General features: G+C 39.4%; 13 protein-coding genes. 5 read left to right on the top strand and 8 right to left on the bottom strand.

From position 1 onward, the window contains the following. The first annotated feature begins 56 nt into the window (after positions 1-56). Both RM549_RS15020 and RM549_RS15025 read left to right on the top strand, forming a co-directional pair. On the top strand, positions 57-1,094 hold the full coding sequence (locus RM549_RS15020; RefSeq protein WP_311686274.1) for a flavin-containing monooxygenase: 1,038 nt from the start codon (positions 57-59) through the stop codon (positions 1,092-1,094). A 178-nt stretch (positions 1,095-1,272) separates the two neighbouring features. Further along, positions 1,273-2,172, top strand: coding sequence for a YihY/virulence factor BrkB family protein (locus RM549_RS15025; RefSeq protein ID WP_311686276.1), 900 nt, complete (start codon positions 1,273-1,275; stop codon positions 2,170-2,172). Between the two features lie 13 nt (positions 2,173-2,185). Here the strand turns inward: RM549_RS15025 and RM549_RS15030 are convergent, their stop codons facing one another. The 5 genes from RM549_RS15030 to RM549_RS15050 form a co-directional block, all read right to left on the bottom strand. Next, entirely contained in the window at positions 2,186-3,259 is a 1,074-nt protein-coding gene (locus RM549_RS15030) for a putative phage abortive infection protein (RefSeq protein ID WP_311686278.1), read from the bottom strand. Between the two features lie 107 nt (positions 3,260-3,366). Next, a complete protein-coding gene (hemL, locus tag RM549_RS15035; protein ID WP_311686280.1) occupies positions 3,367-4,656 on the bottom strand; it encodes a glutamate-1-semialdehyde 2,1-aminomutase in 1,290 nt (429 codons plus the stop codon). 19 nt (positions 4,657-4,675) lie between these two features. Continuing rightward, on the bottom strand, positions 4,676-5,476 hold the full coding sequence (locus RM549_RS15040) for a glucosaminidase domain-containing protein (protein ID WP_311686282.1): 801 nt from the start codon (positions 5,474-5,476) through the stop codon (positions 4,676-4,678). Position 5,477: 1 nt separating this feature from the next. Beyond that, complete coding sequence (locus RM549_RS15045) at positions 5,478-6,416, bottom strand: 1-aminocyclopropane-1-carboxylate deaminase/D-cysteine desulfhydrase (RefSeq protein ID WP_311686285.1); 939 nt, start codon at positions 6,414-6,416, stop codon at positions 5,478-5,480. 41 nt (positions 6,417-6,457) lie between these two features. Beyond that, the gene (locus tag RM549_RS15050) at positions 6,458-6,772 is read right to left on the bottom strand and encodes a hypothetical protein (protein WP_311686287.1); all 315 of its coding nucleotides are present in this window, start codon (positions 6,770-6,772) and stop codon (positions 6,458-6,460) included. A gap of 43 nt (positions 6,773-6,815) precedes the next feature. Between RM549_RS15050 and RM549_RS15055 the strand changes: the two genes are divergently transcribed. The 3 genes from RM549_RS15055 to RM549_RS15065 all read left to right on the top strand — a co-directional run bounded on the left by RM549_RS15055 (position 6,816) and on the right by RM549_RS15065 (position 9,618). Beyond that, on the top strand, positions 6,816-6,986 hold the full coding sequence (locus tag RM549_RS15055) for a C1orf53 family protein (RefSeq protein ID WP_311501335.1): 171 nt from the start codon (positions 6,816-6,818) through the stop codon (positions 6,984-6,986). A gap of 202 nt (positions 6,987-7,188) precedes the next feature. Further along, complete coding sequence (locus tag RM549_RS15060; protein WP_311686289.1) at positions 7,189-7,734, top strand: DUF4136 domain-containing protein; 546 nt, start codon at positions 7,189-7,191, stop codon at positions 7,732-7,734. A gap of 129 nt (positions 7,735-7,863) precedes the next feature. Beyond that, positions 7,864-9,618: an aromatic amino acid hydroxylase gene (locus RM549_RS15065; protein ID WP_311686291.1), complete on the top strand. Its 1,755-nt coding sequence runs from the start codon at positions 7,864-7,866 to the stop codon at positions 9,616-9,618. A 2-nt stretch (positions 9,619-9,620) separates the two neighbouring features. Here RM549_RS15065 and RM549_RS15070 read toward each other — a convergent pair whose 3' ends face one another. The 3 genes from RM549_RS15070 to alaS all read right to left on the bottom strand — a co-directional run bounded on the left by RM549_RS15070 (position 9,621) and on the right by alaS (position 14,191). Continuing rightward, the gene (locus tag RM549_RS15070; RefSeq protein ID WP_311686293.1) at positions 9,621-10,235 is read right to left on the bottom strand and encodes a DUF4230 domain-containing protein; all 615 of its coding nucleotides are present in this window, start codon (positions 10,233-10,235) and stop codon (positions 9,621-9,623) included. 322 nt (positions 10,236-10,557) lie between these two features. Next, positions 10,558-11,553 carry a GSCFA domain-containing protein gene (locus tag RM549_RS15075; protein WP_311686295.1) on the bottom strand — a complete coding sequence of 332 codons (996 nt, stop codon included), beginning with the start codon at positions 11,551-11,553 and terminating at the stop codon, positions 10,558-10,560. Positions 11,554-11,575: 22 nt separating this feature from the next. Then, complete coding sequence (gene alaS / locus RM549_RS15080) at positions 11,576-14,191, bottom strand: alanine--tRNA ligase (protein ID WP_311686297.1); 2,616 nt, start codon at positions 14,189-14,191, stop codon at positions 11,576-11,578. Positions 14,192-14,195 lie beyond the last annotated feature (4 nt).

Here is a 14,195-nt window from a genome sequence, read left to right on the forward strand (position 1 = left end):
GTTTAAAAGATTTAGCAGTATCTAAGAATAATCCTATTTTTGAACAAACTAACAGAATGCTGGATTTTATAGTTGTTGGAGCCGCACAGGCAGGTTTGTCTATGGCTTATTACTTAAAAAAACTGAATAAAAGCTTTCTTCTGGTAGATAAAGAAGCTTCAATAGGTGCTTCATGGCGCAATCGTTGGGATTCCCTTACCTTATTTACACCTTCGGAATTTAATAATCTTCCCGGTCTGGATTTTCCGGGAGCTAAAGGATATTATCCTTCTAAAGATGAGGTCGCAGAATATTTTCAAGCTTATGCAGAAGAATATGATTTTCCCATTCAGTTTAATACATTAATTGAAAAAATACTCCAGAGAGAAAACCATTTTCTTCTGAAAAGTCCGCAGGGAGATTTAAAGGCAAAAAATGTAATTGTCGCCACCGGACCATTTCATATACCCTACATCCCTTCTTTTTCTGAAAAAATTGATCCTGAAATTTTTCAGGTTCACAGCAACTATTACAAGAATCCAGATCAACTGAAGCCGGGGAAAACTATGGTGGTTGGTGCGGGAGATTCGGGATTTCAGATCCTGGACGAAATATCGCGAGGAGAATCTAATGTATATTTTTCCGGAACAAGCAACGTGAGAATCCTTCCGCAGGAAATATTAAGAAAAACATTATTCTGGTGGTTAAAAAAGTCCGGGATTCTTGGCTTCAGTAAAGATTCGTGGATAGGAAAGAAACTTAGCACCTCCAGACAGCCTATTATAGGAACCGATGTAAAGGCTATCCTCCGGCGGGAAAATGTAACGCTAGTTGGAAAGGTTAAAAATGCTGAAGGAAACATTGTTTACACTGAAAATAAAGAGATAACGGATCTGAAAAATATTGTTTGGGCAACTGGATATCGTCCAAACTTCACATGGATTGAAGGGCTGGAATTAACAGAAAACGGATATCCTGAACATCATCGCGGAGTAAGTAACATAGACGGACTCTATTTTATAGGGTTGCCCTGGCTCTACACCCGCGGCTCTGCCACACTTGGCGGAATAAAAAAAGATGCCAAATACCTTGCAGATTATATTTCCAACGAATAAACTCTTCTCTCCAATCTTACCACAAAAACTAGTGAAATTAAATTTCAACTAAAGTTAAAGTACCTTTAAAGGCTTTTGATAACCAACCTCTTTCCTGTAATTTGAAAAACCAATAGGATTGGGAAGATATTTCCATATAAGATTTAAACTTCCGCTCCGGTTAAATCAGAAAAAACAAATGTCTGAACACGTGCGCGAAATAAAAGGGATTAAATCCCCAACAAAAATTCAAGGCTCAGGATGGAAAAAGATAGGATTCAGCGTAAAGGATCAAATTGCTGAAGATAACGTTTCCATTGTTTCTGCCGGAGTCGCTTTTTACGCTTTTCTTGCAGTTTTCCCGGCAATTTTGGCGCTGATTTCCATCTACGGACTCGCCGTTAGCCCCGAGCAAATTCAGAGCCAATTATCACAATTATCGGGAATGATGCCGCAGGAAGCCTTTGGGATACTGGAAAGCCAGATAGAGAATTTTATGTCTACCTCGGGATCAACACTTGGATGGGGAACGGCTTTTGGTATCCTTTTCAGTTTATGGAGTGCCAACAAAGGAACAAAATCTTTATTTACAGGAGTAGACATTGCGTACGGACCTAACAAGCCACGCGGATTTATAAAAGAAAATGCGCTTACCCTACTGTTTACCTTAGGTGCCGTTATACTTATAATTATTAGTATGGCTCTTATTGTTGCGTTCCCGGCCATTGTACATATGTTGGGGCTCCCATCTGGGATTGAAACGCTAATTAGTTATGGACGCTGGTTACTACTTGCTGCCATCGTGGTCTTTTTTCTTTCGCTGGTATACAAATACGCTCCTCCCCGTACTACGCCCGCCTTCAAATGGGTATTACCCGGTGCTCTTCTAGCCACTATTCTGTGGTTAATCGCTTCCTGGGGCTTTTCATATTACGTAAGCAACTTTGGAAGTTATGGCGAAGTCTACGGCTCAATTTCCGCAGTAGTCGTACTTATGCTATGGCTTTTTCTTACCAGCTTTATCATTCTTCTTGGAGCTGAATTAAATTCTGAAACAGAAAAATATATCCGGAAGGAATCACATCCTGATAAGAAATAGGCCTCTTTTGGAGTCATATGTATTCAATATCAAATATTGGATCAGGATCTTTGCACTTCCTAGCTGTCTTCTCCTTTACTTTAAGCTTGTCGAATTCTTTAATAAGCTCTCTTTCACCATCATAGATTATAGAATCAAGAATTAAATTTCTATTCAGGTTATGAACCATTCGATAATCACTAAAAAACTTGTTCCCTTCCTCCCACTCAGGAGCATAAGCTACATAATTATAGAAGAGCATAAGTTGCTCGTAATTTGAAAGTTGTGCTCTAAGAAGATTCAGGTAATTCCTTTTTCTTTTATACTTTAAAAAAGTTTTTTTCTGATCTGCAACAAATTTTACAGTTTGAAAAAGGTGTCTGTAATAGTGTCCTAATTTATTTTCATGACCTTGTAAAATTTTATATTTGGCAATTACAAAACTTTTATAAAAATAATCTTCGGATTGTCCCTCTGTAAATTCCAGAAACCTGCTGGCATGTTCTTCTACAAGAGGGGTCAGTTCATCGAAGGCATGTGAGTTTATGGCTCCAAAAAAAAAAGAATGGTAAGCTGTGTCGAACTCTTTTCCCTTAAAACCTCCCTCTTTTAAAATGAAATTATAAATAATTCTCAATTCATTTTCTAAATATTGAAAAACATCTCTGCCATTCACTTCTTTATAGTCTAATTTCCCTTCGGAATTTCTTTCCGTAATCATCAGTTTAATTTCCTTTACATTTTCCTTATGTAAGCGAATCATCTCATAAAATTTTCCTTCAAATTGATTAATATTATTCTGTTGCTTTTGAAGTTTAATTTCTTTCTGAAAATTCTTTATCTGAATCTGGTTGGCTCGAAGCTGCATGTAAAATGCTAAAAACGTTCCTAATATTCCCGCAATGGCTAGAAAAGGAGTAGCCAATCCTTCTAAAAAATAATCCAGATAACCTGCTTCCTTGTGATCCCATTGAACTTCGGGAGTAATTGCTGCAACTAGCCAAGGAGCTATAAATGCAGTTAAAATTGCAAAAACAGAAAGACTAATCAATAACTTTACAGTCGTGTCCCATAGTTTTAATTCCTTATTTTCTTTCTTTTTTCCCACTACCTGACGAATTTATAAAGCAGTTCTCTTAAAATTTAGAAGAAGTACTAGCTAATTTTTGTTTCATTACAACACAATCTAAGGTATCACTCCAAACATACTTACTTCTAAAGATCTTTTGCAACTTTCTCTACCGCTGCGATGGTTTTATCCAGGTCTTCATAAGACAAGGCTTCGCTTATAAACCAGGTTTCAAAAGCACTCGGGGCAATATAAATTCCGTTTTCCAGTAATCCGTGGAAAAATTTATTGAATTTACCGTTGGATGCCGCCGTCGCTGCAGAAGCAAAATCGAGTACAGGCTCTTCAGAAAAATGAACCGAAATCATTGAGCCCATTCTGTTAATCGTATGAGGAACATCATTAGATTTCAGAGCCTTTTCTATTCCTTTATGTAAATATTCAGTTTTCTCGTCTATGCTTTTATAGATTTCAGGATTATCATGCAACTCCTGAAGCATCGCCATCCCGGCAGCCATCGCCAGCGGATTCCCACTTAAGGTTCCTGCCTGGTAAACCGGCCCAACCGGCGCCAGGTAATCCATAATTTCGTTGCGCGCAGCAAAAGCGCCGACTGGCAGTCCGCCTCCAATCACCTTTCCAAAACACACAATATCGGCATTTACTCCAAGTCTTTCCTGGACTCCACCTTGTGCAAGGCGGAATCCGGACATTACCTCATCAAAAATTAGTAGAATATCGTTTGCATCACACAATTCCCTTAGCCCTTCCAAAAATCCTTCTTTAGGAGGAATACAGCCCATATTTCCGGGAACAGGCTCAATAATTAGACAGGCAATTTCGCCTTTATTCGCGTCAATTAATTGTTTTACGCTTTCCAGGCTGTTATAGGTAGCAAGCAAAGTGTCTTTCGCGGTACCTTCAGTCACACCGGGACTATTTGGTGTCCCAAAAGTAATCGCTCCGCTTCCCGCCTGGATCAGAAAACTATCACTATGCCCGTGATAACAACCGGAAAATTTGATGATTTTTTCTTTTCCGGAGAAACCGCGTGCAAGTCGTACAGCACTCATACAAGCTTCAGTTCCGGAATTCACCATTCTTATTTTGTCGATATTCGGAACCATTTTTACCGCCAGTTCGGCTATTTTAGTCTCAATTTCGGTTGGAGTTCCAAAGGAAGTTCCCTTTTTCGCCCTTTCCACAAGCGCATCGATAACCGGTTTATGGGCATGCCCTAAAATAAGCGGACCCCAGGAATTAATATAGTCGATAAGCTCGTTGCCATCTTCATCATAAATATAAGCGCCCCTGGCTTCTTTTATAAAAATTGGCTCTCCGCCAACCGCTTTAAACGCTCGAACCGGAGAATTTACCCCACCGGGAATTACTTTTTGAGCTGAAGCGAATAACTCGCTGCTTCTTTTATAAATCATAAATACTGGATTCTAATTATTAATTAATATACAACAGCTGGCCAATGGAAATCGTGGTTCCATCCAGATCATTAGATCGTTGTAAATCGGCCACCGTCGTGTTATAGCGCTTTGCTATAGAATATAAAGTATCACCTTTTTGAACAAGGTGCGTGGTACCGCCCCTGTTTCCATCAGCGACATCTGCGTAACTTTTTGAAGGTCTACCCAAAACTTCTTCATCAAACCGCTGAAGCTGATATCTTTCAATCAAATCGATTAGCTTATTTGGATATTTTCGATCTGTAGCATAACCGGCTCTTTTTAAACCTCTCGCCCAGCCTTTGTAATCATCGATATCAAGTTCAAACAATTCGGCATAACGGCGTCTTTCGGCAAGAAAAAGAGAATGATCGCGATACGAATATTTTGGGTGATTATATTTTCTGAAGCATTCCTGGCTCGCATCATCGTCGTGATAAATCTTGCCACCGTTCCAGCCATGACATTTTATTCCGAAATGGTTATTTGCATTTCTGGACAACCTGCCTTTTCCCGCTCCAGATTCCAAAATACCCTGGGCAAGCGTAATACTCGCTGGAATTTTATAGAGTTGCATTTCTTCCTGCGCAATGGGAGCAAACATCGCGATGTACTGCTCCACACTTTCGGCGTGGCTAACGGGAGCCGGGGCACCTTCAGGAATGTGCCGTTCTGCTTCTCCCCGTACCACAACTTCCCTATCGGAAGTTCTTTCTGTGGTTGCCACTTTTTTCTTGCTTCCGCAGGAATAGATAAAAATACTCAGTACAAATAGTAAGAGAATTCGGTTTATCTTCATTTCAAATTTCAATTAGAGGTAAATTCTTTTTCGCCAAACGCCTGTTCATTCCTTCAATTCCCTGAAGTCCGCCGGTATGGATAGCCAGAATTTTAGCATTATCAGGAAAATCGCCATTTTCAATCATTGCAAAAATACCAAAAAGTAATTTGCCTGTGTAAACGGGATCGAGCTGAATGTGATATGTTTTTTTAAAATTATTTATAAAGTTGATAAGTTCCCGGTTCACCTTTGCATAACCACCAAAATGAAAGGAGGTCGAAATTTGCCAATTATCGGCCTTAGTGAACTTTTTTACTTCGGAAGTAAGAAAATCTCCCTTTAATGCTGAAAATCCGAGTACTTTTTGATCTTTTGAAGTTGAATTTATTATGCCGGCAATGGTGCCGCCCGTTCCCACTGAAGTACAGATGTAATCGAATGCTTTATCTTCAGGTTTAAGGATCTCTTCGCATCCTTTTATGGCCAGTTTATTGGTTCCGCCTTCCGGAACGAGGTAGAAATCGCCTAATTCCTGCCTTAGAGCTTCAAGAAAGTCCGGATCTTCCTTTTTTCGGTACTCCTCACGTGAAATAAACTTAAATTCCATTCCGCAGGAGCTGGCAAACTTAAGTGTAGGGTTAGATTTTAAAGTTTTCGGCAAATCCACAGCCAGTTCCTCTCCCCTAATCACTCCCACAGTATCGATATTTGCCATTTTTCCGGCAGCACCTGTGGCGGCGATATGGTTGGAAAACGCACCTCCAAAAGTGACAATTTTCGGCCTTCCCTGCGTAATTGCTTCCTGAATATTGTACTTAAGCTTTCTGAATTTATTTCCGGAAATTTCAGGATGTAAAAGATCTTCCCGCTTTAAGTAAACCGAAATATTCTTAGCCGAAAATTTCCCGATAAACTCGTTGGGAACAGCAATTTCTTCAGTTTTAAAAATATCAGCCATTTCACAAAGATCAAAAAGCGGAAGATGCAAAACAATGAATGTTACAGATAATTTAGAAAAGCCCAAAAACTTCTTCGGTTCAAATATTGGCCGTCACTTTCCATTTTATAAGCTTCCCGTTCAAAACTTATATTTAAATAAGCTTTATGAGAATCTTTATGTCTAAGCAAACGTATGAGAAATTCTATAAAATACCAGATATAAAAGAAAACAACGAGCAATTCCAATTGTTGCCGCAAATGGATGCGCTCGTGATTAATTAGCAGCCTGTCGTCCTTTAGCCACGGATATTTTAGAATTATAAAAGGCCAGAGGGTGATCCCTTTAAAGCCTTTGCCAAGCAAATATTTGTTCACGACCAGAATCATACTTTCAAGATAAGAATTGTATTTTTGTGCTATGAGTTTTTTTAAGAAAAAAATTCCGTTAGAAGAGGGCGATTATTACCTCACGCCTGAGGGCTACAAATGCTTTACAGAACAGTACCATTTAAAGCGTGGCTATTGCTGTGAAAGCGGTTGCCGGCACTGCCCGTATGGTTACAATAAAAAAACAAACCGGCAGGACTAGCCCTGAGAAACAGATTGCCAGAGCAACAAATTGTTTTTAATCGGCATGATTCTTGAGTCCTTTTTTGAAGGACGAAAAGCTTTTTCTTTGCTCCTTTTTTAAATTAAATGAGTAATAACCTATTTTTTTAGAAAGGTCAGAAAATTTTATTATCGCTAATATTTCGTTCCAAACAAGAACATATCATCAAAACTATACACCTATGAAAATCCTAAGATTTACACCGTTCCTGTTGCTTTTTGCAGTTTTGTTTACTTCCTGCAGTACGGTAAGAGTAGCTTCAGATTACGATCGCGAAGCAAATTTTGATTCTTATAACACCTTTGCTTTTTTTAAACCCGGTATTGATCGCGCAGAAATTTCTGACCTTGACAAAAAGAGGATTTTAAGAGCGATTGAGCAAGAAATGTTGGCGAAAGGCTTTACGAAATCTGAAGAACCAGACCTTTTAGTGAGCATCTTCACGAAAACCAACGAAAACATTAATGTTTATCAAAATAACATGATGCCTGGTTGGGGTTATGGCTGGGGATGGAATCCATGGTTCTGGGGATCTGGTTTTAACACCGTAAACCGCACCAGTGAAGGAACTTTGTACCTCGATCTTGTAGATGCCGAATCCCGAGAGCTTGTATGGCAGGGAATGGGAACTGCCGCTCTTGCTGAAAAAGTTGAAAGAAAACAGGAGAGAATAAACGAAATTGTAGCCAAAATCCTGGAGAAATATCCTCCCGGAACAAAAGAATAAATACGCTCTAAAGTATTATAGATTGAAGCCTCTTTTTTAGAGGCTTTTTTTATTTATATAGCTGCACCTGCGCTGCATGATTTTGCCAGCTGATTTTTGTATCTTTAATACAACGCATCGCTCTAATTTATGCTGAATAAAATACAGTCAAACGAAATCCTGGACCGTTTACCCGCGCATCTCCAGCAATACATAAAACCACAGAATTATGAGGAATACAGTTCTATAAACCAGGCGGTGTGGCGTTATGTGATGCGAAAAAACGTAAGTTACCTCAGCAAAGTAGCTCATTCTTCTTACCTGGAAGGTTTAAAAAAAACCGGAATCTCTATAGAACATATACCAAATATGTATGGGATGAACCGAATCTTGCAGGAAATTGGCTGGGCTGCGGTTGCTGTAGATGGTTTTATTCCGCCGGCTGCGTTTATGGAATTTCAGGCTTACAATGTACTGGTAATAGCGAGTGATATTCGGCAACTGGAGAATATTGAATACACTCCCGCGCCAGATATTATTCACGAAGGTGCAGGCCACGCTCCTATTATTGCCAATCCTGAATATGCGGAATATCTCAGGAGGTTTGGCGAAATTGGATGTAAAGCTATTTCCAGTTCCAGGGATTATGAAATGTATGAAGCCATTCGCCATCTTTCTATTTTAAAAGAGGCTGAAGGAATTCCTGAAGAAGACATCGCAGCTGCCCAGCAGAAAGTAGATTACCTCCAGAATAATATGGGTAAGGCGAGTGAAATGGCGAAAATCCGAAACCTGCATTGGTGGACGGTGGAGTACGGACTCATTGGCTCTTTGGAAAACCCAAAAATTTACGGCGCCGGACTTCTCTCCTCCATTGGAGAAAGCACCTGGTGTATGACAGATAAAGTGAAAAAACTGCCATACACCATAGCAGCTGCCGATCAGGAATTTGATATTACCAAACCTCAGCCACAATTATACGTGACACCAGATTTTGCACATCTGAGTCAGGTTTTGGAGGAATTTGCAAATACAATGGCATTGCGTACCGGTGGACTGCAAGGCGTTCAGAAACTGATAGACTCAAAAAACCTTGGAACTATAGAGTTGAGCACAGGTATCCAGATTTCCGGAGATTTTTCAGAAGTTATTTCCGGAGAAGGAAAACCGGTTTACATAAGTACTTCCGGAAAAACTGCACTTTCTTATAAAGAAAAGGAGCTGGTAGGTCATGGCTCTGAAAATCATCCTGAAGGTTTTGGCTCTCCGATAGGAAAACTCAAGGGAATTAATCTTGCTATCGAAGATATGAGCCCAAGAGATCTGAAGGCTTACGACATTTATGAAGGGAAAAATGTAAAACTGGAATTTGAAGGAGGAATAGTCGTAAATGGCGAAATTATCACGGGAACAAGAAATCTTCAGGGCAAAATTATCCTGATTAGCTTCAGGAATTGTACGGTGAGTTACGGCGATCGCATTCTATTTAAGCCGGAATGGGGAAAATATGATATGGCGGTTGGTAAAGAGGTGGTTTCTGCCTTTGCGGGTCCTGCAGATGTGTATTCTTTTGATTTGATTACCCACAAAACCTCTTCAACCACAATAAAAAGTGCAAAAAGTCCGGAAAAAGAAGAACTTGAAAACCTTTACGAATCTGTACGAAATATCAGGGAAGGGAAAAATGCAATGTTCTCTCTTTCTGCAGCATTCGATATTGTAAAGAAAGACCATCCCAAAGACTGGTTACTGTCCGTAGAAATTTATGAGCTGGCGGTTTATCAGGATCGAAAATTGGCAAAAAAAGCACTAGACCATTTAACGGACTTAAAAAAGAGGCGTCCCAAAATTTCGCATTTAATAGAAGATGGAATTGAACTTGTAGATTCCGCACTTGTGAGCTAGCTTTACATCTTTATTTCTTCAAATTCTCCTGAATCCTGGATAGGAATATTGTTGTAAGTTAATGTCCATCCCATGGAATTCGTAAGAATATAAATTTTCTGAAGCTCACTTACCAACCTGTTCCTGGCGTTTGACTTCAGGTTGGAATTTTCAACTTTCTTCTGAATAGATTTATTAATCCTTTCTTTGATCTTGTTATAATCTGAAGCATCAAACTGATTGAGATAATCCTGCGTGACGTCGTAATATTTTATATCTGGGTTTATAGAGATTTCCTCCTCCGGAATATGAATAATATTTACAGTTTTATTCTTTTCATCGACATGGGTTTGCAATTTGCTCAAATCGTAAGCCACGGTAACTTCTGCATTTACAACTATAAGTGCTTTCTTTCTGGCAGATAAAACATCAAAATAGAAACTTTTAGAATCGTTGTAAGAATAAACCTGTGAAAAAGAGCCTTCTGTTACCACTAATTTTCCTACATTTCTAATCTGCTCCTGGATAAGTACCGTATTCTCCTCAAGATTCTCCCGCTCAATCCTTTGATTTTCAAAATATCGATACCCAAAAAAAACAAGGATCACAATGAGTGCTCCAAGCAGTATTTTCTTCATAGCATAAGCTTTAGGCCAAGTTACAAAATTTTAGAATTGGAGGAATAATCTAACCGGAAAGGCTGAATACTGTTGTGGTTTAGAAAGAAACCTTATTTTAAAAATGCCAGTGGACGGCCCCACCCGTCCACTGACTTTTTAAATTTCTAAAATCTACCCCAACAAATTTTAGATTGCAGTTTTTAAAGATTTCCATTAAAAAGACTTATCTCTTTATTATTAACAGGTTAACCTCTGAAATCTGCAAAGTAAATGTACGGAATTTTTGAAATCCCGGAATAATTTGGAATTAATTTAACGTTACCAAAATTTAAATGTTTGACTACTTTGGTTTAGCAAATTTAATATGTGGAACTCTCGATTCAAGTTTATTGATCCTCGCCTGAAGCTTATCTTTAAACTTTTGATGCTCTTTAGATTTACCATTAAAAGGACGATGATTTAAGGCTCTCTGGATTTTTTCCACCTCATTCTTTGTCTCAGCGGTATTTTGGTTGATCCATACGTCATCAAAGCGACTCCAGATATAATCCACCGCTGTACTACTTGGATGTATCATATCCTCTGCGTAGAATCTATAATCCCTTAATTCGTCCATTACAATTTCGTAAGAAGGGAAATAAGAGAGGGTTTTCTTCCATTCTTCGTTCTGCTGAAACTCTCCCAAACATTGTTGTAATGCAGCCATAAGATTTGATTTACTCCATTGGTTTTCTGTAAAACCATCTTTTGTATGCCTTACCGGTGAAATATTAAAAATAACAGAGACTTTGGAATTGATCATATGAAGATAAGATAGGATCTTCAGCAGACTCTGTCGAATATCATCCACCATCATCAATTCCTTCTGAAATTCCTTCTGCGAAATTTTATGGCAGTTCGCCACCGTCCTGTCCAGATCCACCTGGCGATAACCCCAGGCTGTTCCAAGGGTGATCACCACATGAGTGGCAGAATTAAGAAACTTACCAGATTTTCTTACTCCCGAATTAAGATTTCTGATTAAATTTTTCTTGTTGGGGTTACTAAGTTCGCTGTGAGCATCAAAGCAATGCCATCTTTCTTGATGGAAAAAAACATCCTCATCGCTATATTTATACCTGGAAACCACACGCTCCAGAAAATTTTCTATGGCAACAGGATGAAATAAAATTCCGAAGGGATTCCGGTAATTCTGAAATTTATAATAATCCAGTTTACCACCAATATTGCCCACAAAGCAGGAGCCAAGCATAAAAATTTTAGAGTTATAATCTATCTTAGGTTCCTGCCCGGCAATTGGTATTTTCGTTCTAAACTCCATATCGTTCCTCTCCATCAGTTCTTAAAGTGCTGCAGGTTTATTTAATGTACTCTTTCGCCTTCTGCAAAGCATCGTTTAATCCGGCAGGATTTTTACCTCCTGCAGTGGCGAAAAATGGTTGACCGCCACCGCCTCCCTGGATATATTTACCGAGTTCACGAATTATAGTTCCCGCATTCAGATCTTTTTCTGCAACAAGGTTTTTTGAAATATAGCAGGAAAGCAAAGCTTTTCCATTCTGTTCTGTTCCAAACACAAGAAAAAGATTATCCATCTCGTTATCCAGCTGAAATGCCAGATCTTTAATTCCGCCGGCGTCAATATCCACAAGTTTTGCCAGGAAGTTTATTCCGTTAACCTCTTCAATTTCATTTTTAAGATCAGATTTTAAAGATTTAGCCTTATCCTTCAGTAGACTCTCTACCTGTTTCTTTAATTCTGAATTTTCTTCCTGCAGGTTACTAATGGATTTTACGGGGTCTTTGGAATTCTTCAGAAGGGTTTTCACCTCATCCATTGTTTTATCCTGTTCAGCAAAATAATCTTTTACTGCATCACCGGTAATGGCTTCTATCCTTCGAATTCCCGAAGCTACCGCACCTTCACTCACTATCTTAAAATGCCAAATATCGGCTGTATTCTTCACATGGATTCCGCCGCAAAGTTCCATAGACTCCCCAAACCGGATCGCCCTTACCGAGTCTCCGTATTTTTCACCAAAAAGTGCGATCGCTCCCTGATCCAGCGCATCCTGGTAAGCTATATTCCGTTGCTCGTTAAGTTCATGGTTTTCCCTGATCCGCGCATTTACAAAAGCTTCAACTTCCTCCAATTGTTCTTTGGAAACTTTGCTGAAATGAGAAAAGTCAAACCTCAAATACCCACTATGCACCATAGAACCTTTTTGTTCTACATGTTCACCAAGAATCTTTCGTAGCGCCTGGTGCAATAAATGCGTAGCGGTATGATTTGCGGCTGTCCTTGCCCGTTGAGATGCATCTACAACTGCTTTAAAAGTCGCTTCAGGATTTTTGGGAAGGGATTTGGCAAAATGAATAATCTGATTATTCTCCCTTTTTGTATCGATAATGTAAACAACATTTCCGTTCTCTGCTTCCAGGTAGCCTTTGTCACCAACCTGTCCTCCACCTTCCGGATAAAAAGGGGTCTTGTTAAGAACGATCTGGAACAATTCTCCCTGCTTCTTATTTTCCACCTTTCGATATTTGGCAATTTTCACCTCAGACTCGAGATGATCATAACCTATAAAAGCATCTTTTTCTACGGAATTTAACTCTGTCCAATCTCCGGCAGTAACTTGTGTCGCGGCGCGGGAACGGTCTTTTTGCTTCTTTAATTCCGCCTCAAATTCTTTTTCATCTAAATCGTATCCGCGTTCCCTAAGGATAAGCGCCGTTAAATCTATCGGAAAACCATAGGTGTCGTAAAGCTCAAAAGCTTTTTTTCCGGAAATTTTCTTCCCTTCAGCCTCCTCAATAATATTCTCCAGCAGCACCAACCCCTGATCCAAAGTTCTCAAGAAGGAAATCTCCTCTTCCCTGATTACGTTTTCACAAAGTTGTTTTTGAGACTTAAGTTCGGGGAAGGTTTCGCCTATTTGTCGGCTTAAAGTCGCTACCAGTTTATAAATAAACGGTTCTTTGGTGTCTAAAAATGTAAATCCGTAGCGGATAGCCCTTCTTAAAATTCTTCTTATTACATAACCGGCTCCCGTATTACTCGGCAACTGCCCGTCTGCAATAGAAAAAGCGACTGCTCTAACATGGTCAGCAATTACTCTAAAGGCGATATTTGCCTTTTCTGAGGTGCCGTATTCTTTATTGGTAACTGCCTCAATTTCCCGGATTAGCGGTGTAAAAACATCGGTTTCATAATTAGATTGCTTGCCCTGCAATACCATACACAAGCGCTCAAAGCCCATCCCGGTATCTATATGTTTTGCCGGCAACTCTTCAAGAGAACCGTCAGCTTTACGATTGTACTGCATAAAAACAAGGTTCCAGATTTCCACCACCTGGGGATGGTCTGCATTTACGAGTTCCCTTCCGGAAGTTTTAGCTTTTTCTTCATCAGAACGAATGTCGATATGAATTTCAGAACATGGTCCGCAGGGTCCCTGGTCACCCATTTCCCAAAAATTATCCTTTTTATTTCCGTAGATAATCCGCTCTTCAGGAACAATGGCTTTCCATAATTCCAAAGCTTCAGTATCAAGCTCCAGCTTATCGTTATCTTTACTGCCCTCAAAAACAGAAACGTAAAGATTTTCAGGATTGATTTTATAAACTTCAGTAAGTAATTCCCACGCCCACTGGATCGCTTCCTTTTTAAAATAATCTCCAAAACTCCAGTTTCCCAGCATTTCAAACATCGTGTGGTGGTATGTATCATGCCCTACCTCTTCCAGATCATTATGTTTACCACTAACCCTCAAACATTTTTGAGTATCTGTAACCCGGGAATTTTTTGGTTCTGAATTTCCTAAAAAGAATTCTTTGAACTGGTTCATCCCAGCATTGGTAAACATTAGCGTAGGATCATCCTTTATCACCATGGGCGCGGAAGAAACTATGGAATGGGATTTGCTTTTAAAAAATTGGAGAAATTGGTTTCGGACATCTTGCGATTTCATGAAG

The organism is Autumnicola patrickiae (assembly GCF_031846525.1).
In the GTDB taxonomy this organism is placed as follows: Bacteria; Bacteroidota; Bacteroidia; order Flavobacteriales; family Flavobacteriaceae; genus Autumnicola; species Autumnicola patrickiae.

Bases quoted from the DNA above. Each gene is read 5' to 3' on its own strand.
- RM549_RS15020 (WP_311686274.1), top strand. From the start codon at position 57: ATGCTGGATTTTATAGTTGTTGGAGCCGCACAGGCAGGTTTGTCTATG.
- RM549_RS15025 (WP_311686276.1), top strand. From the start codon at position 1,273: ATGTCTGAACACGTGCGCGAAATAAAAGGGATTAAATCCCCAACAAAA.
- hemL (WP_311686280.1), bottom strand. From the start codon at position 4,656: ATGATTTATAAAAGAAGCAGCGAGTTATTCGCTTCAGCTCAAAAAGTA.
- RM549_RS15040 (WP_311686282.1), bottom strand. From the start codon at position 5,476: ATGAAGATAAACCGAATTCTCTTACTATTTGTACTGAGTATTTTTATC.
- RM549_RS15045 (WP_311686285.1), bottom strand. From the start codon at position 6,416: ATGGCTGATATTTTTAAAACTGAAGAAATTGCTGTTCCCAACGAGTTT.
- RM549_RS15055 (WP_311501335.1), top strand. From the start codon at position 6,816: ATGAGTTTTTTTAAGAAAAAAATTCCGTTAGAAGAGGGCGATTATTAC.
- RM549_RS15060 (WP_311686289.1), top strand. From the start codon at position 7,189: ATGAAAATCCTAAGATTTACACCGTTCCTGTTGCTTTTTGCAGTTTTG.
- RM549_RS15065 (WP_311686291.1), top strand. From the start codon at position 7,864: ATGCTGAATAAAATACAGTCAAACGAAATCCTGGACCGTTTACCCGCG.
- RM549_RS15070 (WP_311686293.1), bottom strand. From the start codon at position 10,235: ATGAAGAAAATACTGCTTGGAGCACTCATTGTGATCCTTGTTTTTTTT.
- RM549_RS15075 (WP_311686295.1), bottom strand. From the start codon at position 11,553: ATGGAGAGGAACGATATGGAGTTTAGAACGAAAATACCAATTGCCGGG.
- alaS (WP_311686297.1), bottom strand. From the start codon at position 14,191: ATGAAATCGCAAGATGTCCGAAACCAATTTCTCCAATTTTTTAAAAGC.